This window comes from Pseudomonadota bacterium, from assembly GCA_026388255.1.
GTDB lineage: Bacteria > Desulfobacterota > Syntrophorhabdia > Syntrophorhabdales > Syntrophorhabdaceae > JAPLKB01.
In genome coordinates this window covers 1-24,793 of record JAPLKC010000049.1, presented here as the reverse complement: position 1 = coordinate 24,793, position 24,793 = coordinate 1, and the positions used below count along the sequence as shown (strand labels likewise).

Genomic DNA, 24,793 nt, shown 5'->3' with positions numbered 1-24,793 from the left:
ACGGGATTTGAACCCGCGACTTCAACCTTGGCAAGGTTGCACTCTACCGCTGAGTTATTCCCGCGTGTGTTTTATATAATATAAACCATATCGTATGTCAATAAAAAGGATGCTGTTTAGAGTTTTCTTCAACAGCCTTTGCCAAATTCAATTAGTTCTGACTCCCTTTTCCCGATTTAACCTTTAAGACGGTAATGTTTCTATAGTTACGGTTTCGGGATTTTCGGAATTCTTCACCATTTCTTAAAATATTTTAATTTTTATCTTGACAAATATTTGCATCATTGCTATAAATTAAAAATACTTAATAAAAGGAGGTGAAGTGATTATTTTCAACAGTTTTATTAATAGCAAAATTAAAAGTATATTAAAAACAAAAAAGGAGGTAGGAATGAAGAAGATTTTAGTAATTATGCTTGCTTTGTTTCTTGCAGTACCTGCAATTACCTATGCAGGAAGCGCAACGAGCAGGTGGGATTTAGTGATTGGCGGTTATTTGGAGTTTGAGACAGGCTACAACACTCAGGCTGTCGGCTCTGCACTTAGTTCTGCCTTACCAGGTGGTTTTCAGGGAAATCAGAACGCAGCTAACGAAATGGGCAATTATTTCATGAGTATGGGCCAGTCAGAGCTTAACTTCCTCGTAAAAGGTCCGGACGCATGGGGCGCAAAAACAATGGCCTTTCTTTCCGGTGATTTTATCGGGCAATGGTCAGCTACCAATAATGGTTCATTTGAGATGAAATTTGCATTTATAAAACTGGATTGGGGGAATACAAACCTTACTATAGGTCAGGTTCCTTCGACTATTTCTACACTCCCGACCTGGTCAGGCAACGCCCTTAACTTCTCTACAGTAACTCCATTCAACAAGGGAACTCCGAATACACAGCAGGTAATGTTGCAGCAAAAATTCGGTAAGAATTGGTTCGTCAATTTCGGCATTATGAACTCCGGCCTTATGAACGGTACCGCTGTCGGTGGTACAAGCGGAAACAATTCGTACAACAATAGCGGAATGCCCGCTGTTGCAGGCGATATCAACTACACCACTGACTCCTGCGGAAAGATAGGCCCCTGGCAAATGCTCTTCAGCTTGGGTGGAATGCTCGGATCTCAAAAGAATCAGTATAATTCACAGGTTTCTGCGGCTATCGAGGGCGATAGAACTGTTGCAAGGAAATATGGCGACACCAACCTCAACACCTGGCTTGTTGAAGCAAAAACTATAATCCCCATAATCCCCCAGAAGAAAGAAGATAAGAAAGGCGCATTGATGACAGCATTTAGTGCCTTTACTTCTCAGAACGTTGCGGCGGCACATCTCAATATGGCCCCCAACAGTTATAGTTTTGGTACTGCTACCAATCCTACTTTCTCAGCACCGGTTGTATCAGGCGGTTATGCTCATATTATGTATTACTTAACCAATCAGGTATATGTAAACGCTTTACTGGATCGACAGTCTTAATGCTTACAATACAACTGCTGCTGCTGCTGGAATGGTGCGGAACAACCAGCAAATCACAGCTAATATTCTGTATGATGTAAGTCCAGCACTCAGGGTAGGTTTTGAGTATATGAATGCTGTCACAAACTATGCAGGCAAGGAATGCCTCCAGAACGGCACCCAGTATATAGACAGCCATGGCTCAGTAAATAGTTTCAGAGTCGGCGCTATCTATTTCTTCTAAGAAGAAACAGCAAGTGTATTTAAAAAGGGGAGCCAAAAGCTCCCCTTTTTTTTATTCCTGATTTTTTCGTTTCTCCCGTAAAAAATATACAAAAAAGCGTAGGATCGGTATGGCCTGTATAGCAAAACGGAAAGTATCAAATAATATACAGGCGTAATATATGGATCGATTTCTCTGAAAATGTTTCAGAGAAATCGAAAAACAAGTACCAGCTATGGTTTGCGAAGATATTTAAAGTGGTGGAAAATGTTTCCACCACAATTGCGGCAATTTCATTAATAGACTAAAACAGCAGAAAATCACATACCATTCAGTCTTCAGATAGTTCCCTGAATTTCAAAAGAAACAAGAAAAGGCTCCTCAATTGAGGAGCCTTTTCTATTTGTGTTTCCAGATTATTTTTTGAAAGATTTATTATGCTATTGCTTTTAGCTTTTCCTTAAGGTTTTTTGTGAAATCCTTTTCCACATCTTTTGCCTTTGCCCTCATAATCCTGTCGCCGAACATGGCAAGCTTTCCGACAATGCTGACATCTGATACATATTTAACTTCAACCGTGCCCGGAGACACTTCTTTCAAATCTACAGTGGTCTTGTTTTTAAAGTGACCGAGCTTTGTTACATCTTCACCTTCACCTTGAATCTCAAGGTGTGTCGGTTTCTCAATCTTTGTCATCCTGTTTACAAATTTCAGTTTTGCTGTAATAATGCCGACCTTCTGCTTTACAATACATTCATAGGAATTATCGTCAATAATCCTGACAGACTCTGTTCCCGGTATGCATGTCATGATACTTTCAGGTTGCAGCATAAAATCAAACAATTTATCAATTGGTGCGTCTACCGTAAAACTTCCCTCAATAACCATTAATACCTCCTTTTCATAAAAATAATCTTCCTTCGCTACCTCTGATCACCTCTTACTTTTTTGGACGTGTCTTTTCAATGACATCGGCCAAAATCTGATAGCTCGCATTTCCAGGGGTTGTTGCCTGCTCGATCAAAAGGTCTATAAATGATAAACCCTGCGCATTAACCCACTCTCTGTGAGGCTTATCGCCTGTGCCGAACATATGTCTGGCACAATCTATTGCACTGCCTGTTTTTGCTTTTTTACCGCATACAGGACATATTACAGGATCGGTTATCGGTTCGCTCATGTTTTATTCCTCCTCGTTTATTATTTCCCTTGTGCTTCTTTCTCTTTCTTTTCCTTTAAAGCATCGAGAATCATCTCAGGCCGTACAGGGCATTCTTTCATCTGAATGCCAAAACGATGGAAAAGCGCATTGCCTATTGCTGCAGCAGTAGGGTTGGTAAGGCCTTCACCTGCTTCTTTTGCGCCATAAGGTCCTTCCGGCTCATATGTGTCAATCTCGGCAATGTTTGCCGGCGGCATCTCTGTGGCACGGATCATCTTATAATCCACCAGATTCGGGTTCATTAATTTTCCATCTTCATAGGGCATGTATTCAAGGTAGCCGTAGCCGGCAGCCATGGAGAATGCGCCTTCGAGTTGGCCGATAAGTCCGAGATGGTTGATTGGCTGCCCGCAGTCGTGGGCTGTCATGCTATCGATAAGCTTGATCTTGCCTGTTTCCTCATCAACCTCCACTTCAACCCCCTGAAGCATGTAACTGTATGCCGGGGAGATCATACCTTTACGGTGAGGCGTATAATAACCTCTGCCGATAATCCTCTGACCGTCTTTACCGCGGAGCGCCTTCCTTACTAATTGAACAAATTCTTCACCTCTTTCCGGCCGGGCAATGGCATGTACCCATCCGTCTTTTATGTCAAGGTCATATACGATGTTTAATCCTGACTGTGCGTATGCAAACTCAAGAAGCTGTTTCTTTGCACTTTCTGCTGCCATCTTTACTGCGTTACCTGTCATAAGTGTCTGCCTGGAGCCCCATGCACCAAGGTCGGCAGGGCAGTGATCGGTATCGCCGGAATGTACCTTTATATCTGTTACTTTGACGCCAAGCGCTTCTGCGCAAATGATGGCCATTGTCGTATTTGAACCCTGGCCTATTTCCTGCGCGCCTACATGCAGCTCGACAGTTCCGTCCTGATTGAGGGTGACCACAGCGGACGAAAAGGAGTATGGGGTGTCAAACCAGTTGAAGATACCGCCCGACATAAAACCGCATGCAGAGATACCGATAGATCTGTTTGCCGGTAATGTGCCTTTTGATGCGATCCATTGTCTGATTTCATCGTAGCACTGATCAATACCGCAGCTTGCGATTGTGGCCTGACCCGGCACTTCGTAGCCTTCATAGTGGGAGTTCTTCCTTCTCATGTCGATGGGATCAAGGCCAAGATCAGCGGCGATCCATTCGATCTGCTGTTCCGAACACCACATGGCCTGGGGAGCGCCGAAACCGCGCATTGATGTAGATGGTAACGTATTTGTGTAGACCCTGTAGCCGTCATAGCGGTAGCCCTTCCATCTGTAAGGGAAAGAGTGGAAAAAGCCTGTAAGGTAAAGGGCTGTTGCGCCCATGCCTGTGTATGCGCCGCCATTGGTGAATACCTTGGCTTCACGTGCACAGAAGGTGCCGTCCTTTTTCACGCCGGTGCGGACATAGTAGAACATGGGGGTACGACGCTTCGTAGCAATGAAATCCTCTTCTCTTGTATAGACGATCTTAACCGGTCTGAAGAGCTTCATGGAGAGAATGGCGCTGCAGAAGATTGCTCCATCGAGTTCGAATTTGCCGCCAAAACCGCCGCCAACATACTGAGCAAGAATTCGTATATCACCTTCTCTCATGCCGAGTACGCCGGCCATGAGTGCCTGCATATAATAAGCGGACTGGTTGGATGAATAGATGGTCATCTTTTTTTCAGGTGTGTAGCTTGACACGGCTGCGCGGGTTTCCATACACATATGCGCCTGACCGCCGCACTTGAACCAGTCTTCCCTGACATATTCAGCTTCATCAAATGCTTCTTCCACTTCGCCCCACTCGATATGGCGGGTAACATTGATATTACGTTCAAATCCTTCATGGATTTCAGGTGCGTCCTTCTTTATAGCATCGAGAGGTTCATATACCCCTTGAAGCACTTCGTATTCAACATCAATATAATCAAGGGCCTTTTCTGCAATCTCTTCTGTTATCGCGGCCACTGCTGCAACAGGCTCACCGATGTAGCGGACCTTATCGACAGGCAGTATCTGCTCATCGCAGAGGTCTTTGTAGCGCCGCCATATACCCTGTTTAACCCCCAGGGTGTCCTTACCGGTTACAACGCCATATACACCGGGAATTTCCAGTGCCCTGCTGTAATCAATATTCAGGATCTTTGCGTGAGGGTGCGGGCTGCGTAATATTTTACCATAGAGCATACCGGGCAACTTAATGTCGAAGGTATATTCTGCCCTGCCGGTCACCTTTGCTACGCCGTCTATATTATGAACGTGGGTGTTGAGTACCGTGAATTTTGAGTGTGGGTTTATTACGGTGTATTTGTTCATGGTTTAGCCTCCGTATATTTACCTTTTGCCGCCCCATCTATTGCCCGGACGATGCTGTTGTAGCCAGTGCAGCGGCAGATATTTCCTTCAATGCCTTCCTTAATCTCCCATTCGGTGGGACTCTTGTTCTCATTGAGTAATGCCTGTGCAGACATAATCATACCGGGGGCACAAAAACCACACTGATAGGAGCCATTATCAATGAATGCCTTCTGAATAGGCGCCAGCTCACCGTTTACTTCCAGCCCTTCAACGGTGGTTATCTGAAAGCCTTCGGCCTGCATTGCAAGCACCGAACATGACTTTACGGCCATACCATTGATCATCACTGTGCATGCTCCGCATGATACCGTATCGCATCCCCTTTTTGTTCCGGTTAAACCTATATAATCTCTTATTGCTTCCACTAAAAGTGTTTTCGGATTTATATATAACTCATAATCCTGCCCGTTTACATTGAGCGTTAATAATCTCTTTTCCATATTCTATCCTCCTTTCTCGGTTAGCCTCTTGCTTCTTCCCAGGCCTGTTTCAACATCCTCTTTGTCAATACACCCAGTATATGTCTTCTGTGTTCTTCAGACCCATGGATATCTGCAACAGGTTCACAGTCTACCGATGCCATGCTTCCTGCCTCAGCAAAAAGGTTTTCATCGTATGCCTTCCCAATTAACAGCTCTTCAATCCTTTTAACCCTTATCGGTATAGAACCGGCATTGCCCAGAACAACACGTACATCCTTGCATTTGCCGCTGTTGTCAAGTGTAACAGCCGCTGCAGTCGCAACAATGCCCATATCGCTTTCGAGAAGGTTGAATTTCTGATAGGCTGCACCGGTTTTAGGCTCTGGAGCCGGTACATGAACTTCCAGTACCAGTTCGTGATCCATTACTGTTTCAAAATAGTCGACAAAGAAATCCTCAAGTGCCACTGTCCGTTCGCCCTTTGCGTTTCCTATCTTGATATTTGCTTTCAATGCGATCAAGACAGGTCCGGGGTCTCCTGCGGAGTCGGCATGGGCAAGGTTGCCTCCTATAGTGCCCCAGTTTCTTACCTGGATTGAGGCAAGCTTATTCTCCATTGAAACCATCACAGGATAAATCTTCTTAATCACATCGGATTTTTCAATGGCACGGTGAGTAGTGGTAGCGCCAATTCTCAGGCCGTCTTTAGCATCGAACTTGATATAGTCAAGCTCCTTGACGTGCTTGATGTCGAGCATGTATTCCGGGGAAATCATCCCCTGTCTCATTACGATCAGTAATGACTGGCCGCCGCATATCACCTTGCAATCTTCATGCTCGGCATACATGGCAAGCGCTTCTTTAAGCGTACCAGGCTTCAGATAATTAAAATCATTAATCATAGTCCTCTCCTTTCTTTTATCATTAGTCCTCTCCTTCTCTCTTATCGCTTTTCTTTATTTTTGTTTTCTTTGCCCTTCTCTCGTTTTCAGCTTTTCTCCCGCTTCAGCCGCTTCTCCCACCAATTCTTCAACGTCTTGAATCCATTTCGGACTCATCTGAATACTATCCGGCATCCCAAACTTTTCATCCTGAACGTTGTTTCCCTTTTTATATTGAGCCTTTAACTCATCAATCTGGTTTACGCCAAGGGACACTCCATGATATTCCTTAGAAAAGCACAGATAAAAGTGCCTTCCCCTGTATATGGCACATTCAGTACAAACTCCTTTTGAAATCGGACAAGTCATCTTTATTTTTGCCATAAAAAACTCCCTGAAAAATCTATCTCGATAAGACTTACTACAAACAAAATTATTTACAATATTAGTATAAATGTCAAGTTAAATTTATCACATAAAATATTTACCATAATAAACCAATCATTTACAACACATTGTAATTTGAAAGGTTATTTATTTAATTAATTGTTTACTATAGTGAATATACTTAATAAACTGTACGAATTACTAATAAATAAATTAATGTATACAAAATATGGTTGACAAACAGGTTCAAATTGCTATTAATTATGAATGATACAAAATAAAGAGGAGGGGTTAGCTATGAAAGGTAATATTTTTTATCGGTTTTTTCTGCTAGTTTTATTCGTATCTTTCTGTCTCGTTTCATTTCCTGATGGTGCAGCAGCACAAACGGTGATTAAGCTTAACTATTCCAATTTCTTCCAGGCTGGTCACAAAAACAGCATTCTTTCAGAGCAGTGGTGCAAAGAGATAGAAAAGAGGACGAACAACAGAGTTAAAATAACATATTATGCCGGCGGAACACTGACGCCGGCGCCTCAAACTTACGATAGCGTGGTGAAAGGTATTGCCGACATCGGTTTTAGTGTCCTTGGCTACTCAAGAGGAACCTTCCCGATGATGGCAATGATTGATTTGCCTCTCGGCTACAAGAGCGGGACAATTGCAACCAAGCTTATAAACGAGTACTATAATAAATTTAAACCAAAAGAACTCGACAAAGTCCACGTTTTATACCTCCATGCCCATGGCCCCGGCATACTTCATACCAAAAAACCGGTTAATAAGCTTGAAGACCTTAAGGGCATGAAGATAAGGGCACAGGGAAGTGTGGTACCCATCGTGCAGGCTTTAGGTGGCGCCCCGGTCGGCGCACCGATGCCCGAGACGTATGATGCATTGCGCACCGGTGTTGTTGACGGATCCATGGCTCCATTTGAAGCCCTTGAGGGCTGGAAATGGGGTGAAATCATTAAGTCCACAACCGAGTGCTACGGTTCTGCTTACACGGCAGGCATGTTCGTTGTTATGAACAAAGACAAATGGAATGCACTTCCTCCCGACATTCAGAAGATTTTTGATCAGGTAAATGCCGAGTGGATGGAAAAACAGGGAAAGGTCTGGGATGAAATTGACAAAGCAGGCCGGGAATTTACTTTGAAAAAAGGAAATAAAGTTATACCTTTATCAGCAGAAGAGAATGCAAGATGGGCAGCAGCTGTAAAACCATTGCTCGATCAGTATGCAAAAGATGTGACTGCAAAGGGTCTTCCTGGCGATGAGGCATTGAAGTTCTGCCTTGACTTCCTGAAGAAGCATTAATTAACCCGCTATAAGAGCTTTAGAAGGGGGATGTTTATCATCCCCCTTCTAATATTCAAAATTATTTATAACCATGTAGTATTTTTTGTTATTAATACATATGGAATATATTGTTGACATTAACTGCACCATTGGGAATCTTTCGATGATTACAAGCTGGGGAGCGACAAAAGGGTAATCCCGTTTATCGCTTTCTCAAATATTGCCTGCGGCTTTCATCCTCCGATCCGAATATTATGGAAAAAACATCTTTGCTTTGCAAGGAACATTATTCCATGGCCAAAGCGCATCCTGAATATCCCGACCTGATAGGCTTCTGGAGAATATTTATGGATGCGAGCAAGTATGAGGTTGTCAGCATTAAAGAAGCGGAAGACCTTTGGAACAAAAAACTCCGTTAATATTAAGACAAACTCATCAAAACAGAACAAGGATGCAGAAAATGGAAAGACTTCTTATTAATAAGAAGTCGGACAACTATATATAAATATTGATTCTTTTACAATATTATTGTCTTGTATGCTATACTTAATATACTATTGAAAGATTCAGGCGAATTATATGAATGATGAAGAAAAAACCAAAGAAGAGCTTTTAAAGGAATTGCGATGGTTGCGCTACTCCCTTAAAACCGCAAAGGCGAAAGAGGAAGAGTATAACAAATTAGAAGAAGAACGAACAAAATATGAAGAGATTATGCATATTTTACTCAATTCAAATCCTGAAGCTGTTTTTTTAATCAATACGTACGGAAATATAATCCTGGGAAACGAAGCGGCTGCCAATAAACTAAACATAAGCAGAGACGAGCTTGTTGGCCTACAAATTTCCGATCTTTTTGCGCGGGAAGCTGCTAAAAAAATAAAAAAGCATATTGATGAAGCGATTTTTACAGGTAAGGTAGTCCATTTTGAGGATACCCAAAACAACAAGTATTACGACAACTATCTTCACCCGGTTTTCAATCATGAAGGGCAGGTATCAAAAGTTTCAATATTTTCCACTGATATTACCGAAATAAAGAACACTGAGAAGGCGTTAAAACAACTTGAGAAAAAATATCGTATTACATATGAAAATGTCATAGAGGGTGTTTTTCAAACAACGCCTGAAGGGCGGTTCCTTAATGTAAATAATGCCCTTGCCCGTATATTGGGATATAGCTCGCCAGAGGATTTAATGGGTACCGTTGTTGAAATAGCCTCACAGTTATTTGTAGATTCAAGCCGCCGCAATGACTTTCTGCGATTGTTAAAAGAGCGTAGTCTGGTTTACAATTTTGAAGCCCAGATGTACCGAAAAGACGGGAGCATGAACTGGGTTTCTATGAATGCCCGGGCAATTCGTGATAAAAAAGGAAATATTCTTTATTATGAGGGTACTGTTGAAGATATAACAAAACGAAAAAGGCTTGAAGCTCAGCTCATCCAATCGCAAAAGATTGAAGCAGTAGGAAGATTGGCAGGCGGGATGGCACACGATTTCAGCAACCTCCTTACTGCAATCATGGGAAATTTGGAGCTGCTTCTTTATAGAATTAAACCGGATGATTCAGGTTATAAGGAAATTGTAAGTATACAGGAAACATCCGAGCGTGCCTCTAAGCTATGCCAACAGCTTCTTGCCTTAAGTCGCAGTCAGCTTGTAAGGCTTAGTGAAATTTATTTGAATGATATTGTTCTGAAAATGGAAAAGATGCTGGAACAGCTCCTGGGTGAAGATATTCAATACGATCTTTTTCTTGATCCCGATATTAGTTTGATAAAGGCAGATCCATCACTGATAGAACAGCTTGTTTTAAACCTCTCGGTGAATGCACGTGATGCAATGCCGACAGGAGGAACCTTAAGCATTACAACCGGCACTCGGCGTTTTGATGATGAGTATTGCCGTGCAAATAAAGATACATTACCCGGAGAATATGTTTTACTTACCATTGCCGACACCGGAACAGAAATACTTCCTTCAACATTGGCGCATATCTTTGAACCCTTCTATATGATTAAACCGGATGGAACAGGGTTGGGACTTTCAATTGTGTATAGTATCGTAAAACAGTTTGGCGGTAATATATCTGTGGACAGTGAGAAGGGGAAGGGAAACGCTTTTACGATCTGTTTCCCGGCAGCGGTACAGGATAAAAAAACTGCGGAGGTATTTTTACCTCCTGCCGATTCTTTGATTTTATCCGGAAAAGCAACAATACTGGTGGTAGAAGATGAACCAGGGATATTAAATATGGTAACAGATGTGCTGGAAGGCTTAGGGTATACCGTCCTTTCAGCAATAAGTGTCGATGATGCAATTTCCAGGGTTGAAGCAAGGGAAGGCCCCATCGACCTTCTTGTCACCGATGTGGTTCTACCTGGCAAGAAAGGTACAGTTCTGGTGGATATGCTCAAGGCAAAATATCCACAGATGAAGGCAATTCTTATGTCCGGCTATACCGATGAACGCATACCACACGAAGAAATTCTAAAAGGTAAGGTGCACTTTATCTCTAAGCCCTTTACTCCTTTTGTGCTTGTTATGAAAGTGCAGGAAGTTTTGGGAGGCTCTCAGATAATTCTGTAAAATTTATAAGATATGGAGCTAAACCCTGCTTTTTAATGGGCAGGCAGGTAATTCTTAAGTAAAACGATACGTTACATATAAAGAAAAAAATAGTAGAAATAGTGCAAATTGATATAATAAGGAATATGGAGGTGTGCATGAGCTTAGGAAAATCAGCGGCAGCACGGGCAGAAATGCTTGAAAAAACCCCTCTGAGCAAGGAATTCTCCTGGGGAGAACTTGAGGAATTGTCGAAATACATGAGTACGGAAACATTTCCAAAAGGTGCCGCAATATTTGAAGAAGGGGATAAAAAGGCCTTTATGTGCATCATCTTTAAAGGAAAAGTAAATATTCTGAAAGAGAGCGGAAATGAAAATAAGTTGATTACATACATAGGCACCGGAAGAATATTCGGAGAAATGTCTGTAATAGATGGGAGCCCGAGGTCAGCCACTGCAATAGCATCAGAAGAAACTGTCCTGATAGTGCTTACCAGGCAGGAATTTGACAGAATCCTCGACGAAAAACCGAGAATGGGCGCTAAAATACTTCAGAAAATAGCCGCCGTAATGAGTCAAAGGCTGCGCGAAACAACAGGGGTGCTTGCAGATTATCTCGGCAAGTATTAACACCCTATATAAGGCTTGTGGAGCATATCCGATTCAGCTTCCTCTACGGGCAAGTTTGCTTGCAAAAATGCTTATGAGTCCGCCAAGCATTAGATAACCAATCAGTACTTCTGCAATCGTTAAAATTGCCGCCAACGATGTATTCGGAAAGATATCTCCCCCGAGCGTCGTGAAGGTTACCACGCTGTAATAAATCATGGTTATAGAATTAAACTCGAGTTTTGGTGTATAAAAGTGTTTAGGCCCCATAAACATAAATATAAGGGCAAACAAGAGTATAAACAAGAATGACCAGACTGCCCACCTGGTGATAGATCTTCCACAATTTGATAACATCCACCATACAAAACATAAGAAACGTCCAAATCCGGTTTCCGTGAGTTCTTCTAAATAATCCTGATCCTGAATAAAAGCTCTGAATCTCTGGCTCCCATAACAGGCAACGTAGGCACCTCTACACCGTATGGTAGTATCCAAAATTATATCGTGCCTTCTTTTCCAAAGGGCTTTTGGGCTTAACCAAGTTTCTTTGAGTACCCTTAACATGATTTTTTGATCGTATGCAACAGAGGAGACGTTTGCCCCTTCCAGATTTACAGACTTCAGGCTGGCGCCCTTCAGGTTGGCATCGACTAAATGTGCATTTTTAAAGTTTGCATATGCAAGCATAGCATTTTCAAGGTGAGCATGTGAAAGGTCGGAGTTTTGCAAATATGCATCCTCTAATGATGCACTATGAAGGTTGGCGCCGCGGAGGTCCGCCCCCCTCATATTCGCAAAAAGAAGCACTGTCTGCTCAAGATGCGCAAAGGCAAAATGCGCTTTTTTAAGATGCGCATGGGAAAGGTTGGCGCCTCTCAGGTTTGCATGCGTAAAATCTGCACCTTCAAGTTGTGCAAAGGAAAGGTTGGCGCCCTCAAGTCTGGCATGAGAAAAATTGATATCATTTAAATTTGCCTTCTCTAAATTTACCCCCCTCAGATCAATCTGTTTGTCTTGATTCTGTTCTCTCCATTTATTCCATATTTCAACGCCCTGAAGTAATATTGTTGTTTGCTGTTCGTTTGCCATCATATATTCTTCCAAAAATAGTTGATTTTATTTACGCCTAAAAATACTGACAAAGCAAGCATAAAAATTGCAGAAATTGCACAATTTATTTTCAAAGTCATTCCAGCTATTTATTATTGGCACAGTCTATATACAAGAGATTTTGATGTACGCAACTGCTTGATATCGCTCAATATATCGTTTTATAATAGAGAAAGTCGGGAAAATCAAAGTAAAATTTACTTGACAATAACCTTGTTTATTTTTAAATTAATTGAGATAATAGAAACACTGTTTCACAATATGAAACCACAAGGAGTGAAAGTCTATGAATGAATTCTGGAACAAATACACCGAAACACTACCCCGAGAGAAGTTGGATGCTATCGAATTTTCATATTTCAAAACCTTATTTTCCTATAGTAAAGCTAATTCCAACCTTTGCAAAGAAAAATTTAAGGGGATAGAAGTCGAAGACATTAAAACATTTGACGATATCAAAAAAGTGCCCTTCACCTACAAAGAAGAGTTAAGAAAATGGCAGGAGAATGTCGAGCCTTTTCCGTATGGAGGTCTTCTTGGTATTAATATCGAAGAAGTTTCCAGCTTCAGGCAGACAAGCGGAACAACCGGAAGGCCTGTCTATGTCCCTGAGAGCTATGAAAGCTGGCAATGGAGGATCGAATCATGGTGCCATATACTCTGGATGGCAGGATTCAGGCCCTGGCACAGGGTTTTTCTGCCATTTGGATACAATGTATATGTAGCATTCTGGGAAGCACATTACGCTGCCGAAAAGATAGGATGTGAAGTTGTGCCTGGCGGAGCCCTTGATACAAAAGGAAGGGTTAATAAAATCATAGAGCTCAAAGCAAATGCACTGGCAGGTACTCCAACGTATCTTCTCAATATCGCCCAGGAAGCCATGTCAATGGGCATTGACCCGAAGTCTCTCGGAATTGAGAGGGCAATAGGCGCAGGAGAACCTCTTCCCGAAGCAACACGCTTACGTATTGAGGCAACATATGGTTGCACAATGTTTGACCATATCGGCAGCACAGAAACATGCGGTTTCGCAAGTATGTGTAAGGAACAAAAGGGACTTCATATAATAGAACCTTTTTTCCTTCTTGAAATGCTTGATCGTGAGACCCTCTCAAAAGAGGTGGAAGTGGGAGAACAGGGCGTAATAGTCATTACTCCTCTCGGCAGAAGGTCCTTCCCGGTAATTCGTTTTAATACAAACGATGTGGCAATCAAGGGACCAGATACATGTGGATGCGGCAGAACATCCAAAAAATTAATGGAGATTGTTGGCAGAGTTGACGATATAAGCAAGATCCGCGGCGTACTTTTCTCACCTAAAACAGTCGAGCAGTTTATCAGGGCTGATTTTCCGGAAATTATTGAATACGAACTTGTTGTTACCCGTGAAGACATCATGGACAATGTTCTTCTAAGAATAGAAGTAGATCCGTCCCTCAGCAAGGAAGCAGCCGAAGATGTGGCCAAGAGGGCAGGAGAAGCACATAAAATTAAAACAAATCTATCATGCAAGGTGAAGGTTGAGCCTCCAGGTGCCTTGCCGCGCTATGACCTCAAAGCAAAACGATACAAAGATATGAGAGGGGGACACTAATGGACGAGATCAGAAACGAAATAAAGAAGATTGAAGAAAGCGCTGAAAAGTTGAGAATTCTGGCAGGTGACAATAATGCCATTGCCAAAAATGCAAGCATAATCCAGAAGTTCGTATATATCCTTAAGTTCATAACACCCGTAGTAGATTAACAAAATCGGACTGCCTTTGATTGCCCCGAAGCATTTTGCGGGGCAATCAAACTTTTATCAATCATTGAAATGAATCACCCCGAGGTAAGCCCTGAAGTATCGACAAGGAATTTTGAACAGATTTACTTTTCTCGTCGGATGAGACCCGAGGGGCAATCACATCAGACATGTCGCTATAAAGCTTCTGCTTACAAAAACATATTCTTAACCACTTGTTTAGTTTATGGTATTAGCTAATGAATCTCCCCGCAGCAGAGCTTCAAGGCACCTATTGATTGAACAGGCTGTGAGGTCCCCTGTAAACAGCACTGGAAGCTCTACTGTTTGCTATACTATTTATAAGGAGGAAATGAAAAATATCACATGACAATTATCTCCTTATATGATAATTTGATATTTATCGTTTTCTTAATCAATTTGGCAATTTTATCTGTATTTTATATTGACAAATAATGGTATTAAAAATATAATTGTGAAAATAATAACAAATCCTCAAAAACCCACTGGAGGTAATATATGAGACCGTATTTTGAAAAGATGCAGGACTGGGGTAAACCAGTTAAGGTTAATGCAGCAAACGCAGAACAGATTAAAAAAGTTGAACAGGAAATAGCAGCGCTTATTGAAGAGAAGAAGAATGCAGGTCTGCCAAAGGAAACTTTGAATAAAAGAGGTGAATGGACGGTTCATCAGAGACTTGAATATATTCTCGATCCAGGTACATGGGCGCCTCTCCACATGCTATACGACCCCATGGAAGAAGAGTCCGGGACAACAGGTGTAGTAGATGGTCTTGGAAGGATTAACGGAAGATGGTGTGTCATCATCGGTTTTGACAACAAAGTCATGGCTGGTGCATGGATTGCCGGTCAGGCGGACAATATACTCAGAGTAACAGATATTGCAAAAAGACTTCACTGCCCTCTCGTATGGTTGGTAAATTGTAGCGGCGTTAAGCTCACCGAGCAGGAAAAAGTCTACGCCAACAGGCGCGGCAACGGTACAACATTTTTCAGACATGCAGAGCTCAATAAACTCGGTATCCCTGTTCTTGCGGTCATTTATGGAACCAACCCCGCAGGCGGCGGCTATCAGGGTATCTCCCCTACTTTACTTCTTGCACATAAAGACTGCAACATCGCAGTAGGTGGCGCAGGTATCGTCAGCGGCATGGCGCCAAAGGGATTTTTTGATGAAGCCATGGCAGAGCAGCTTATCGATGCAACAAGGAAATTCAAATCAATACCACCGGGCAGGGTTGAGATTCACTACGATCATACAGGATTTTTTAAAGAAGTTCACCCGACCGAAGAAAGCCTGCTTGACTCCCTTAAGACATGGGTAGTAAAACTTCCTGCCTATGATGCAAGTTTCTTCAGGGTAGCACAACCGGCAGAACCGCAGTTCCCGGCAGAGGATTTATATAACATATTAGCATTTAATCAGAAGATGGTTTATGACGTAGAACAGTTTATGGCAAGACTGGTTGACGGAAGTGAGCATATGGAGTTCAGGCCTGATTTTGGCTTTGAACTTTATACAGGTCTTGTAAAGATAGATGGTTTTCTTATCGGTATAGTAGCAAACAGGCAGGGCATGCTACCGAAGGGCTATCCGAAGTATGCACCGTATCCCGGAATCGGTGGCAAGTTTTACCGTGAAGGGCTTATAAAGATTAATGAATTTGTTACGCTTTGCGGCAGAGACAGAATCCCCATGGTCTGGCTCCAGGATACATCGGGAATAGATGTCGGCGACATTGCAGAGAAGGCAGAACTCCTTGGTCTTGGCCAGGCACTTATTTATTCCATTGAACAGAGCGAGCTCCCGATGATGACCGTTGTACTGAGAAAGGGCACAGCAGCAGCTCACTACATCATGGCAGGCCCTCAGGCCAACAACAACAACGCCTTTACGCTCGGCGTGGCAACAACAGAAATCTATGTCATGCACGGCGAAACTGCAGCGGCTGCAAGCTTTGCAAGAAGGCTCGTTAAAGAGAAGGATGCAGGGAAACCCCTTGGACCGGTTATTGAATCTATGAACAAAACCGTACAGGAATATGTTGACAAGTCAAGGCCATCCTACTGTGCAAAAACAGGCATGGTTGACGAAGTCGTAACCCTGCCGGCATTGAGAACATATCTTGTTGCATTTGCAAATTGTTGCTATCAGAATCCTGCATCAATTACACCGCAGCACCAGATGATTTTACCAAGAATTATCAAAGGTTAAACCTTAACAATTTTAAACAAAAACAGGGTGGATTGTTTATCCACCCTGTTTTTTTATTAGCCGGTTAACCAATATTGTTATACATGTTGACAGCCATAGATTGATAGTGCTATAAATTTTTCAGGCAGGCAATGCACGACGCTTGCCGGGAACAGGCAGCGCCGTGATTGAATCCGGACATACTAACTATTAAACTGCAGGTATTAATCAATGCACAACAGGATTTGCGAAATACTGGAATATTTTAAAGAAACAGGCAATTACAGGTCATTAAAATATATAAAACCCGTCTCTGCCACAAAGATACTTTATAATTCAAAGGAGTATCTCAACCTCTGCTCAAATAGTTATCTTTCTTTGCATATCCATCCTGACGTTGTTGATGCTGCCAGGGAAGCTGTTGATAACTACGGCGCCGGCACATGTTCTTCACGTAGTGTATCAGGCAGTATCGATATACATAAGGTACTTGAGAATGAAATTGCAGAATATAAAGGGTATAAAAGCGGGCTTATTTTTTCAAACGGATACATGGCAAATATAGGAATAGTCTCCACAATTACACAAGAAGGTGATGTAATCTTCACCGATGAATTGAATCATTCAAGCCTCATAGACAGCACCAGACTCTCCCGTGCGAAAAAGGTGATTTACCGGCATGGAGATGCAAACGACCTTGAAAAAAAGCTGAAAAAGGACAAAACAAAGGGTAAGAAATTTATTCTTACAGAATCGTTTTTCAGCATGGACGGTGATATAGCCCCTCTGAGGGAGTTGCATCAGCTTAAAGAAAAGTATGGGGCGCATATAATGCTGGACGATGCCCATGGAACAGGCATCTTTGGTGAAAAGGGTACTGGTGTTGAAGAGTTATTCGGTTTATCGGGAAAAATGGATACGCATATGGCAACTTTCGGGAAGGCTCTTGGTTCGTTTGGCGCTTTTGCATTGGCCGATCCCGTTGTAATAGAGTTTCTCATAAACAGAGCCCGGACATTTATGTATACGACGGCATTACCCATATCATCCTTAGCCGCATCCCTTGCATCTTTAAGGCTTATCAAAAACAATACATCTTTTAAAGATGAATTATGGCAAAACATCGGCTATATGAGGAAAAATCTCCTTCAGGCCGGTTTTGATTTAAAAAACAGCACAGGCCCTATTGTACCAATAGTTGTCGGAGAAGATAAAAAGACAGTGAAAATGCAGGATCTCCTTATGAAAAAGGGGCTGTTTTTGCAAGCAATACGTCCGCCTACCGTACCGGAGGGGGCATCCAGGCTAAGGTTGACCATTGTGAGAGGGTTTACCAGGGAAGATATGGACTATGCCATAGAGACCCTTATTAATACAGGGAAAAAGATGGAGCTGATTTGATATAGATTTGGGATTGCGGATTTTACAACCCTGAACTCCAAACTATAATTCAGGAGGAATAGTGTACGACAGAGAACAACTGATCGGGTGGGACAAAACATACATCTGGCATCCTTTTACTCAGATGAAAGATTATATGGATATGCATCCGCTGGTAATAGAAAAAGGTGAAGGGTGCTATCTTATTGATATTGATGGTAAAAGGTACATTGATGGGGTGTCCTCCCTGTGGGTGATTGTCCATGGACATGGAAAAAAAGAGCTGGTGGAAGCAATCAAACAACAGGCAGAAACGCTGTGCCATTCAACCTTGCTGGGGATTGCCAACGTTCCATCCATTGTACTTGCGAAAATGCTTGTTGATATTTCTCCAAAAGGTCTGTCCAAAGTCTTTTACTCCGATAATGGTTCAACGTCCGTTGAGATTGCCCTGAAGATGGCTTATCAGTACTGGCAGCAGAAAGGGGAAAAGAACAGGAAACGGTTTATATCCTTTACAAATGGGTATCACGGCGATACGATAGGCTCGGTAAGCATAGGTGGTATTGACCTTTTTCACAAGGTCTACGGGCCGTTGCTTTTCAAGACTTACAAATCTCCCGCACCCTATTGCTACAGGTGTCCGCTTAAGCTTGAAAAGGGATCATGCGGCATGGCCTGTATTCAACGGTTTGAAGAAGTTGTAAGGAAATATAGAGATGAAGCCTGTGCTGTAGTTATTGAGCCTATCGTTCAGGGAGCTGCCGGTATTATCGTTCAGCCGGAAGGGTTTCTTTCTGAAATTCGTAAAATCGCCAAAGAAAATGGACTGTTGTTCATCGCCGATGAAGTGGCTACCGGTTTCGGGAGAACCGGCTCGATGTTTGCTTGTGAAAAAGAAAAGGTTGAACCTGATTTTATGTGCCTTGCCAAAGGCGTTACCGGCGGATACCTCCCCCTTGCTGCAACCATGACAACTGATGAGGTATTCAATGGCTTCCTCGGTCAATTCGAAGATTTCAAAACATTCTTCCATGGACATACATACACAGGGAATCCTGTTGCATGCAGCGTAGCAATTGAAAACCTTAATCTGTACAAAAAGGAAAATACACTGGAAAACCTGCCAGTCAAGATGGCTCTGCTGAGTAAGGAATTACAGAGATTTTACGGGCTTACCCATGTGGGGGATATACGCCAGTCCGGTTTTATGGTTGGCATAGAACTTGTGAAAAACAAAAAGACAAAACGCCCTTTCCTCCCGAAAGAAAAAATAGGTCACAGGGTAATCACGGAAGCCAGAAAGAGAGGCGTTATCATTCGCCCGCTCGGTGATGTAATCGTTCTTATGCCGCCCCTTGCCATAGATGAAAGTACGCTTCAGAAACTTATCGATGTGACATATGAGAGCATAAAGGCTGTGACAGGTGCATAATTAATTTCCTGCCCTTATGTTGAGAATGTCCCCATCCTGCACAATGTAGGTCTTTCCCTCGAGCCGCCAGACGCCGGCTTTTTTGCACCCTGCAAAGCCTCCGTAATGAATAAAATCATCGTAGGAGACCGTCTCTGCCCGGATAAATTTCTGTGAGAGGTCGGTGTGAACCGCCCCGGCAGCCTCCTGGGCATTCATCCCATTTTTTATCGGCCAGGCACGGCACTCATCCTCTCCTACAGTTAAGAATGAGATAAGACCGAGCGTTTCAAAAGCAAGCCGGATAATGCGTCCTGCCACCGATTCCTTGATGCCGTATTCTGCCATAAAAACATCTTTCTCCTCAGAGGCCATGAGTGCGAACTCGGCTTCAAGTTTCGTACATGCGGTAATTACCGGGATATGGGATGGGATGGTTTTTCTGATGTCATTCATAATCGATTCGGAAGAAGCCAGTTTCTCCTCATCGCAGTTTAGAACGGCCATCATTGGCTTTTGAGAGAGGAACTGAAAGCCCCTGAGTTCTTTTCCGTGCTGTTTAAGGGAGCCAAATGTCGCAAGCGGTTTATCCGAGTTCAGGTGGTCGAGACATTCGATGAGTAAGGCCTCTTCCTGGGCCAGGACATTGCTTTCCTTTTTACTCTGTTGTTTGCGCATCCTTTCCAGACGGTTTTCAATCTGCAGGATATCTGCAAAGATGAACTCGTTAAAGATCGTGAAGAATTCGCCTGTGAGGTCTATCTGGTTCCCGTTGTTAAAGTTGCGCAGGACAAGCAGGAATGCATCACTGTTACGCATCTCCCTGAGGGTCTTCGCGCTTATCGTCTCGCTCCTTACATTCCCTTCTTCAATTGCAACGGTATCAGACAAGGCTATCCGTGCATATATCGTTTTCTTAGGTTTAAAAATATCCGTTAATTTGTCTACGCGCTCGTCAGGGACGTCGATGACTGCAACGGCATCTGAGTTAGGCTTGTTTTCTGAAACTATTCCACTAAGTGCCTGAAAGAGTGTTGTCTTACCGCATCCTGTACTCCCTATAACTGAAATATTCATTTTCTCCTCTCATTACCAATCGGAACAGGGCGTTGATGCCGATGTGGGATTTATTTCATGGCCGTTTTCAGCGTTCAACGGATATTATACTTAAAAAAAGCATACATGACAAGGATTTGTACTGCCGGAGTCCCAAGACTTTTTCTATCCCATAATCCATAATGTATTATAACAACGGACGAACTTATCTTTCCATTTTACCCATGCTATCAAAGTCTCATGGCCGGAAAGTCCCGCATTTATCCCCTGAGTAACCGGGATATGATGTGAAGATCCCTTGCCCTCTATGGCCATTTCAAAGGAGGTAAGAGAAGAGAGAGAATGGATACCCTTCCTCCATGGTAACATCAAGAGAAGACCATGCCTTTTTCAGATATCTGATAATTATGTATGCAAGCATGACCAACAGGGCATGGCCTCTTGTGCTCTATTCTGTCCGTACATTCCATGGACGTAACTCCAGAAAGTCTGTTTTTGAGGTACGGATGGCATTCTCCACCACAGCAATGTATGGATAACAGTTTTATCAATTTCAGGCAGATCGCCTTTAATCACGTAACAACCGTCAAACTTTGCTTACTCGTTCAGTGCTTCATTATCTATATTATTAGTCAAAATAGAGGGGAATTCATGAGGTTGGGTTAGCGGAATGAATGTGTCAACGGAAATGCAAAGAATGAAACAACGCCCTACCGTGCCTTCCCTGCTGTCTTATCCTGTTTTTTGCTATTCAGTAATACGTGACTGTATCTGTTCTATAAAAGGAATACCCTCGGCGGGGTTTGCAAGGTTTGCAACACCGATGAGATAACGCCCGTATTGCCGTATGACAAAACCTTTATAAAGCGGATCCAGGGCAAGGATGTTTATGTTCTTTGCGTCTTTTTTAAATCGTGGCTCAACGCCCGTACCTTTCAGATAATCGACATACCGGGTAACTATATCCAGTGCATCCTTTTCGGATTCACCGAAAATAACAAATACCCTAACCGATTCGCCATTAATGGTTGCTCTTGCCGTAAGACCTTTCTTAAAGAATGCATACCCGAGGACGCTCTGGGAAATGTACGTTTCCGTTTGGGGGATAAGAGCAGGAATGTTCAGGAAAGCAAGTTCCTTCGGACTCAAAGATTCTCCAGTAATATTTCTTGCAATTATCCTTGCACAATCTGTATATACGTTCCTTTCCGGGGTTATAGAGCCTGAAGCAGAAAACTGAACAAAATAACGGTCTTTATAGAACATCAACTGGGAATCGTTAACAAAACTCCCATCCCCTATCTTTGCCTCTGCTGCATCAGGATCGCGGTAACGTGAAAATATTCCAAAAGCATCGAGAAGAGAGCCCATCCTGTAGATATCCACGGCAAGAGCCTTATCCGGATTATCCTTATTCATATAGAGGGCAGTCCCGAGAGTTTCAAAACCGTAGGGCAGATAGAGTTCGGCTTCGCCATTAATGTGTTTATAAAGGTTATCCGGGTTGAATGTTTTCACTTTGCCTTCCATGACCCAGCCTTCTGAAAAACCTGTTATGGGGAACACATTTTCTATTGGCGCATCAACAAGCGCGGCATACGCATTCACGGCAAAGAGTGAGAAAAAAGCGAAAAACCATAGGATCATGTTACGTTTCTCCATTTGTTACGCAAACAATGTTTTAGCCTTCTGCATTTTGGCGGCAATATTCAGACCGTTCACACAATGAGCTACGCACTCGTTACAATTGGAACACACATAGGCTGATTCATCAGGAGGTAGTTCATCATAAGTTGCTCTGGCCAGTTCCATGTTCTCATACCCCTCAGCGTACATAATGGAGCGGTTAATGGTGCTGATGGCAACATTCTGCGGGCATGTAGGCTCACATTGAGCGCAGAGATGGCAATAGTAGGGAGCAATAGCTTCGGCATAACGTTCGAGAATGCGTTCATCCCTGCGGGTAAGTTTCATTCCCATGACCGCCGTTGCCTCTTGAAGCATACTCATATCTTTCATGCCGGGGATAGCACAAGCCACATTGGCATCCTGAAGCACCCATTTAAGTGCTGCCTGATGTGGACTGATGGATCCGAGGGCATCTGTTTTATATCCTCCGGCCTGAGTTTTCATGGCTACAATACCGATACCGCTTTTTGCGGCAAGAGCAATGGCATGCTTAACCGACGCTTCGCTTGTGAAATTATATGACACCAGCGCTGTATCGAAAAATTTATCAGGGTCATTCATAATGGCCTTTAAAACATCGGCTTGATTCGTGTGTGTTGTAACGCCAAAGAAACGGACCTTACCCTGTTTGCGTAGTTCCACAAGCGCTTCCCGTGTTTCAGGTATAAAGGCCCGGTCACCACTTGTGAGGTTGTGGAGCTGGATCACGTCGATATAATCTATCCGGAGCTTGGAGAGACTTGTCTCCACATCGTTAACAATATCCTTTTTTGTTGTTGATGAAGGAAGAGATTTTGTGGCAACATAAACCTTGTCCCGACGACCTTTGAGGGCCTTTGCAACGATCTCTTCATTCCTGCCATTCATATATCTCCGTGCAGTATCAACGTAGTTTACACCGAGGTCAAAGGCAACTTCCATCGGTTCATGGTCCGGTGTGAGCATGGCGCCAAAACTCACAACAGTCACTTTAAGACCTGTCCTTCCCAATGTACGGTAGACTGGTGTTGTACCGGGTTTCGAGGCAGTAGCGCCTTCTGCAATTTTACTTAAGCCGCTTAAACCTGTTGCTGCAGCAACCCCTAAAGCTCCAAATTTCAGAAAATCCCTGCGGTTCATGGAATTATGATCCTTTGTTGTATTGCTCATAAAGGTCCCTCCTTCTCAGCGTTGTTTTAAAGCATTTTGAAACTAAAAGTATTCAGGTCATTCAATATAACACTTATTTTTAATCCCTATTATCCTTTTTTGATTCTCCTGCAATTTTAATTGATTTTCAAGTGAAAAAATCCTAATAAACTACAACTCTGCTTGCGGCGGGGTAGTTTATTGTCCCCAGTTGTAGCCTGAAGTCAAGGGTAAAGATTTGTTCCCGTCATCCCACCAATATCCCACATATGAGGTATTTCGTCAGGCCCTCAAGTGGTGCACTTTGAAGTAAAATTCACTATGACATCCTGACGTTCATGTGTTATAAGTAAATATAGAAATTATAAAAAATAATTCAGTTGTGGAGGCAAAATGGAAGAAAAAGATTTAATCCAACGATTCCATAAAACGTTTGAGGCAATAATACCTATTCTTCAAGACGTTTATAAAGGATTTTTTGCAAATAATCCGACCTTATTAAAAGAATGTTCATCCAAATTCGAGAAAATGCATACCGCAATTTTACCATTTGTGGAAAAAGTATTTGCAGAAAAAGAAAAAGATCCAATTGAAAAAAGGTACGTTAATCTGGTTCTTGCTTTTCAGCCAATAGCTTTAGCAATAGACAACCTTATTACCAAAATGCTTGTTAAAGTTGAATCCGACATCCTTTTCAGTGATAAGGCAGTAAAGGAAATAAAGTCTCTGCTTGAAATTACGTACGGACAGTGCAGAGATACGAAAGACTATGTTATTACGGGAAATCCGCACCTGAAGGATAACGTTTTAGAAGCAAAAGAAAAGCTCATTGAACTTGTTATCAATTATGATATTGTTCATCAAAACAGGCTCATAGCAGGCGTTTGCATGCCCAAGTCATCTTATTTATACATCGATTTCACCCATTGCTTAAAAAGGATTGCAAGGGGTCTTGCCGATTTTATTGAAAAAACCTGAATTGGCGTATGGACGGGAAAGGGCATGAAAATATAAATAGCGGGGATATGGGGCCAAAGTTCTATGGCCTGTTGCCCACCCCTCCTGCCTTATAAATCTCCACGAAAACCATGCCAATGAACCGCTAAAAGCACTTGCCCCGTTTATCACAGTAATGGATTACTTTTCCTCTTCTCTCTGGCGGAAGAATTCTATCAGAAAATTGGCGTCCTTCGGTGAGAGGTCAAACTTAAATATAGCTTCATTGACAAAAACCGGAACCGGTCCATCGGGACTGTCCTGAAGTCTTCCGGACATCCACCTGACGGCTCTCCGCAGATCCTCGCCTTCCGGCAACACATCGTTCATGGTCAAATTGCTCCTCCTTCGAAACTGAATAAATGGATCATGGCTACAATATATGACAGAAACGCTAAGGTTTGCAAAGAAGAATGCATGTTTTTTTGAAAAAGTATGGAAAATCTCTCTTCGCATGATATTTTTTGAACACGATCAACCGGAGGAACAGCATGAAAAACACATGCCACCCTAAAAGTATGTACTATAGCGGGAAACAGTCCAAGTCACAGTATAATGTCAAGAATAAACGGCCTGTTGCCCGAATCCCCTTTGATCCCAACCCCGTATTTGTTCTTAACATGTCTTCATTATGAAGATTTGTGCCTTCCGGATT

General features: G+C 42.7%; 23 protein-coding genes and 1 pseudogene. 13 read left to right on the top strand and 11 right to left on the bottom strand.

The features are described from left to right. Positions 1-391 precede the first annotated feature (391 nt). Together NT178_06780 and NT178_06775 are read left to right on the top strand one after the other, a co-directional pair. Positions 392-1,471: a hypothetical protein gene (locus tag NT178_06780; protein ID MCX5812232.1), complete on the top strand. Its 1,080-nt coding sequence runs from the start codon at positions 392-394 to the stop codon at positions 1,469-1,471. Between the two features lie 31 nt (positions 1,472-1,502). After that, entirely contained in the window at positions 1,503-1,694 is a 192-nt protein-coding gene (locus NT178_06775; protein ID MCX5812231.1) for a hypothetical protein, read from the top strand. A 414-nt stretch (positions 1,695-2,108) separates the two neighbouring features. On the opposite strand, the gene NT178_06770 is transcribed toward NT178_06775, so the two are convergent. From NT178_06770 to NT178_06745, 6 genes are read right to left on the bottom strand one after another with little or no spacing between them, the layout of a single operon-like run. Further along, positions 2,109-2,561, bottom strand: coding sequence for an SRPBCC domain-containing protein (locus tag NT178_06770; protein ID MCX5812230.1), 453 nt, complete (start codon positions 2,559-2,561; stop codon positions 2,109-2,111). 52 nt (positions 2,562-2,613) lie between these two features. Further along, the gene (locus NT178_06765; GenBank protein ID MCX5812229.1) at positions 2,614-2,853 is read right to left on the bottom strand and encodes a hypothetical protein; all 240 of its coding nucleotides are present in this window, start codon (positions 2,851-2,853) and stop codon (positions 2,614-2,616) included. Between the two features lie 20 nt (positions 2,854-2,873). Beyond that, positions 2,874-5,183 carry a xanthine dehydrogenase family protein molybdopterin-binding subunit gene (locus NT178_06760; GenBank protein ID MCX5812228.1) on the bottom strand — a complete coding sequence of 770 codons (2,310 nt, stop codon included), beginning with the start codon at positions 5,181-5,183 and terminating at the stop codon, positions 2,874-2,876. Further along, positions 5,180-5,665 carry a (2Fe-2S)-binding protein gene (locus NT178_06755; protein ID MCX5812227.1) on the bottom strand — a complete coding sequence of 162 codons (486 nt, stop codon included), beginning with the start codon at positions 5,663-5,665 and terminating at the stop codon, positions 5,180-5,182. The genes NT178_06760 and NT178_06755 overlap by 4 nt, the downstream gene beginning before the upstream one ends. 20 nt (positions 5,666-5,685) lie before the next feature. After that, a complete protein-coding gene (locus tag NT178_06750) occupies positions 5,686-6,549 on the bottom strand; it encodes a xanthine dehydrogenase family protein subunit M (protein ID MCX5812226.1) in 864 nt (287 codons plus the stop codon). Positions 6,550-6,603: 54 nt separating this feature from the next. Further along, positions 6,604-6,912 (bottom strand): hypothetical protein, encoded by a 309-nt coding sequence (locus NT178_06745; GenBank protein ID MCX5812225.1) that lies wholly within the window; start codon positions 6,910-6,912, stop codon positions 6,604-6,606. A 300-nt stretch (positions 6,913-7,212) separates the two neighbouring features. On the opposite strand from NT178_06745, the gene NT178_06740 reads away from it, so the two are divergent. The 4 genes and pseudogenes from NT178_06740 (at position 7,213) to NT178_06725 (ending at position 11,420) form a co-directional block, all read left to right on the top strand. Further along, on the top strand, positions 7,213-8,235 hold the full coding sequence (locus NT178_06740; protein ID MCX5812224.1) for a TRAP transporter substrate-binding protein: 1,023 nt from the start codon (positions 7,213-7,215) through the stop codon (positions 8,233-8,235). A gap of 186 nt (positions 8,236-8,421) precedes the next feature. Next, a pseudogene (locus NT178_06735) lies at positions 8,422-8,636 on the top strand (LamB/YcsF family protein). Positions 8,637-8,796: 160 nt separating this feature from the next. Continuing rightward, positions 8,797-10,809, top strand: coding sequence for a PAS domain S-box protein (locus NT178_06730; protein MCX5812223.1), 2,013 nt, complete (start codon positions 8,797-8,799; stop codon positions 10,807-10,809). Between the two features lie 137 nt (positions 10,810-10,946). Beyond that, on the top strand, positions 10,947-11,420 hold the full coding sequence (locus NT178_06725) for a cyclic nucleotide-binding domain-containing protein (GenBank protein MCX5812222.1): 474 nt from the start codon (positions 10,947-10,949) through the stop codon (positions 11,418-11,420). A 33-nt stretch (positions 11,421-11,453) separates the two neighbouring features. On the opposite strand, the gene NT178_06720 is transcribed toward NT178_06725, so the two are convergent. Then, positions 11,454-12,494, bottom strand: coding sequence for a pentapeptide repeat-containing protein (locus NT178_06720; GenBank protein ID MCX5812221.1), 1,041 nt, complete (start codon positions 12,492-12,494; stop codon positions 11,454-11,456). 304 nt (positions 12,495-12,798) lie between these two features. Between NT178_06720 and NT178_06715 the strand changes: the two genes are divergently transcribed. From NT178_06715 to bioA, 5 genes are all read left to right on the top strand, one after another. After that, positions 12,799-14,109, top strand: coding sequence for an AMP-binding protein (locus NT178_06715; GenBank protein ID MCX5812220.1), 1,311 nt, complete (start codon positions 12,799-12,801; stop codon positions 14,107-14,109). Beyond that, positions 14,109-14,261 carry a hypothetical protein gene (locus tag NT178_06710; GenBank protein MCX5812219.1) on the top strand — a complete coding sequence of 51 codons (153 nt, stop codon included), beginning with the start codon at positions 14,109-14,111 and terminating at the stop codon, positions 14,259-14,261. The genes NT178_06715 and NT178_06710 overlap by 1 nt, the downstream gene beginning before the upstream one ends. Positions 14,262-14,777: 516 nt before the next feature. Further along, complete coding sequence (locus NT178_06705; GenBank protein ID MCX5812218.1) at positions 14,778-16,496, top strand: glutaconyl-CoA decarboxylase subunit alpha; 1,719 nt, start codon at positions 14,778-14,780, stop codon at positions 16,494-16,496. Positions 16,497-16,706: 210 nt separating this feature from the next. Continuing rightward, the gene (locus tag NT178_06700; protein ID MCX5812217.1) at positions 16,707-17,876 is read left to right on the top strand and encodes an 8-amino-7-oxononanoate synthase; all 1,170 of its coding nucleotides are present in this window, start codon (positions 16,707-16,709) and stop codon (positions 17,874-17,876) included. A 61-nt stretch (positions 17,877-17,937) separates the two neighbouring features. Continuing rightward, a complete protein-coding gene (bioA, locus tag NT178_06695) occupies positions 17,938-19,290 on the top strand; it encodes an adenosylmethionine--8-amino-7-oxononanoate transaminase (protein ID MCX5812216.1) in 1,353 nt (450 codons plus the stop codon). Here bioA and NT178_06690 read toward each other — a convergent pair whose 3' ends face one another. Continuing rightward, positions 19,291-20,346 (bottom strand): DUF933 domain-containing protein, encoded by a 1,056-nt coding sequence (locus NT178_06690; protein ID MCX5812215.1) that lies wholly within the window; start codon positions 20,344-20,346, stop codon positions 19,291-19,293. Between the two features lie 338 nt (positions 20,347-20,684). Here NT178_06690 and NT178_06685 point away from each other — a divergent pair, with 338 nt between their 5' ends. Beyond that, a complete protein-coding gene (locus tag NT178_06685) occupies positions 20,685-20,864 on the top strand; it encodes a hypothetical protein (protein MCX5812214.1) in 180 nt (59 codons plus the stop codon). A gap of 208 nt (positions 20,865-21,072) precedes the next feature. Here the strand turns inward: NT178_06685 and NT178_06680 are convergent, their stop codons facing one another. Next, a complete protein-coding gene (locus NT178_06680; protein ID MCX5812213.1) occupies positions 21,073-21,972 on the bottom strand; it encodes a hypothetical protein in 900 nt (299 codons plus the stop codon). A gap of 18 nt (positions 21,973-21,990) precedes the next feature. Beyond that, positions 21,991-23,163, bottom strand: a complete 1,173-nt coding sequence (locus NT178_06675; protein ID MCX5812212.1) for an aldo/keto reductase — start codon at positions 23,161-23,163, stop codon at positions 21,991-21,993. 372 nt (positions 23,164-23,535) lie between these two features. On the opposite strand from NT178_06675, the gene NT178_06670 reads away from it, so the two are divergent. Beyond that, a complete protein-coding gene (locus tag NT178_06670; protein MCX5812211.1) occupies positions 23,536-24,120 on the top strand; it encodes a hypothetical protein in 585 nt (194 codons plus the stop codon). 159 nt (positions 24,121-24,279) lie between these two features. On the opposite strand, the gene NT178_06665 is transcribed toward NT178_06670, so the two are convergent. Further along, positions 24,280-24,468, bottom strand: a complete 189-nt coding sequence (locus tag NT178_06665; protein ID MCX5812210.1) for a hypothetical protein — start codon at positions 24,466-24,468, stop codon at positions 24,280-24,282. Between the last annotated feature and the right edge of the window lie 325 nt (positions 24,469-24,793).

Coding starts and splice junctions, on each gene's coding strand:
- NT178_06680 (MCX5812213.1), bottom strand. CDS start 21,972: ATGATCCTATGGTTTTTCGCTTTTTTCTCACTCTTTGCCGTGAATGCG.
- NT178_06760 (MCX5812228.1), bottom strand. CDS start 5,183: ATGAACAAATACACCGTAATAAACCCACACTCAAAATTCACGGTACTC.
- NT178_06750 (MCX5812226.1), bottom strand. CDS start 6,549: ATGATTAATGATTTTAATTATCTGAAGCCTGGTACGCTTAAAGAAGCG.
- NT178_06715 (MCX5812220.1), top strand. CDS start 12,799: ATGAATGAATTCTGGAACAAATACACCGAAACACTACCCCGAGAGAAG.
- NT178_06675 (MCX5812212.1), bottom strand. CDS start 23,163: ATGAGCAATACAACAAAGGATCATAATTCCATGAACCGCAGGGATTTT.
- NT178_06670 (MCX5812211.1), top strand. CDS start 23,536: ATGGAAGAAAAAGATTTAATCCAACGATTCCATAAAACGTTTGAGGCA.
- NT178_06730 (MCX5812223.1), top strand. CDS start 8,797: ATGAATGATGAAGAAAAAACCAAAGAAGAGCTTTTAAAGGAATTGCGA.
- NT178_06740 (MCX5812224.1), top strand. CDS start 7,213: ATGAAAGGTAATATTTTTTATCGGTTTTTTCTGCTAGTTTTATTCGTA.
- NT178_06705 (MCX5812218.1), top strand. CDS start 14,778: ATGAGACCGTATTTTGAAAAGATGCAGGACTGGGGTAAACCAGTTAAG.
- NT178_06685 (MCX5812214.1), top strand. CDS start 20,685: ATGGTAACATCAAGAGAAGACCATGCCTTTTTCAGATATCTGATAATT.
- NT178_06665 (MCX5812210.1), bottom strand. CDS start 24,468: ATGAACGATGTGTTGCCGGAAGGCGAGGATCTGCGGAGAGCCGTCAGG.
- NT178_06690 (MCX5812215.1), bottom strand. CDS start 20,346: ATGAATATTTCAGTTATAGGGAGTACAGGATGCGGTAAGACAACACTC.
- NT178_06710 (MCX5812219.1), top strand. CDS start 14,109: ATGGACGAGATCAGAAACGAAATAAAGAAGATTGAAGAAAGCGCTGAA.
- NT178_06700 (MCX5812217.1), top strand. CDS start 16,707: ATGCACAACAGGATTTGCGAAATACTGGAATATTTTAAAGAAACAGGC.
- NT178_06725 (MCX5812222.1), top strand. CDS start 10,947: ATGAGCTTAGGAAAATCAGCGGCAGCACGGGCAGAAATGCTTGAAAAA.
- NT178_06720 (MCX5812221.1), bottom strand. CDS start 12,494: ATGATGGCAAACGAACAGCAAACAACAATATTACTTCAGGGCGTTGAA.
- NT178_06770 (MCX5812230.1), bottom strand. CDS start 2,561: ATGGTTATTGAGGGAAGTTTTACGGTAGACGCACCAATTGATAAATTG.
- NT178_06775 (MCX5812231.1), top strand. CDS start 1,503: ATGGTGCGGAACAACCAGCAAATCACAGCTAATATTCTGTATGATGTA.
- NT178_06780 (MCX5812232.1), top strand. CDS start 392: ATGAAGAAGATTTTAGTAATTATGCTTGCTTTGTTTCTTGCAGTACCT.
- NT178_06745 (MCX5812225.1), bottom strand. CDS start 6,912: ATGGCAAAAATAAAGATGACTTGTCCGATTTCAAAAGGAGTTTGTACT.
- NT178_06755 (MCX5812227.1), bottom strand. CDS start 5,665: ATGGAAAAGAGATTATTAACGCTCAATGTAAACGGGCAGGATTATGAG.
- NT178_06765 (MCX5812229.1), bottom strand. CDS start 2,853: ATGAGCGAACCGATAACCGATCCTGTAATATGTCCTGTATGCGGTAAA.